Source organism: Oleiphilus sp. HI0125 (assembly GCF_001635355.1).
Window position 1 is genome coordinate 1 of sequence record NZ_LWGF01000674.1, and the last position, 835, is coordinate 835.

1 protein-coding gene is annotated in these 835 nt (G+C 43.8%); it reads left to right on the forward strand.

Annotated features, from left to right (window positions below; all coding sequences use genetic code 11):
- Positions 1-59: 59 nt before the first annotated feature.
- The coding region (locus tag A3762_RS09740) for a transporter substrate-binding domain-containing protein (protein ID WP_156493363.1) at positions 60-835 on the forward strand (776 nt) is incomplete at its 3' end.

The following is an 835-nucleotide window of genomic DNA, read 5'->3' on the forward strand; positions in this document are numbered from 1 at the left end:
TCTTGTACATACACAGCTTTATATTCCTTATTCTTATTAGCCTTCATCTGATTGCCCCTTTGTCTTATGCGGACTCTAGCGTCACAAGCGCAGGCGATGTCCAGACACCCGTTGACGCCGAAGAAAAAGCTACTTCAGAGGATACGCCTGAAACCGAAGATTTATATTCAGTCGCGAACGCCGAATTCCGTGATGCACTGAGCGCAGTGCATCACGATGACCTGTTTGAAATTATTGAGCGCGGCTCAATCCGTGTTCTCGTTACCTATAGCAAAACACATTTTTTTCTTGATAAAGCGCGCCAGCACGGTCTCAGTTACGAGATGCTCAATACCTTTGAGCAGTACTTAAATAAGCGTTACAAGAAACGTCGTAAAGGACGCGCATTGTCAGTGATTGCAATCCCCGTAACGCGTGATGAACTCTTTGAAAAATTAGAGTCAGGGCAAGCCGAACTCGCCATTGCCAACTTAACTATTACACCTGAACGCAAGCAATTCGCAGATTTTTCAATCCCTACCATCAAACAAGTTAAAGAAGTCATTGTCGCCAATAAGAGCGCTCCCATTTTAAAAAGCATTGATGACCTCTCTGGAAAAACCGTATTCGTTCGGGAGAGCAGCAGCTTCAATCAACATTTACTCGAACTTAATGAGTCATTTGTCGCGAAAGGAATTCCTCCTGTCATCGTTATTCATGCCGATGAACATTTAGAAGTCGAAGATCTCATAGAGATGGCCAACGCCAACCTCATTCAATACACCGTTGCAGATGACCATATTGCAAATTTGTGGCTAAAAATATTTGACGATGTCACCTCTTATCCGGGACTTGC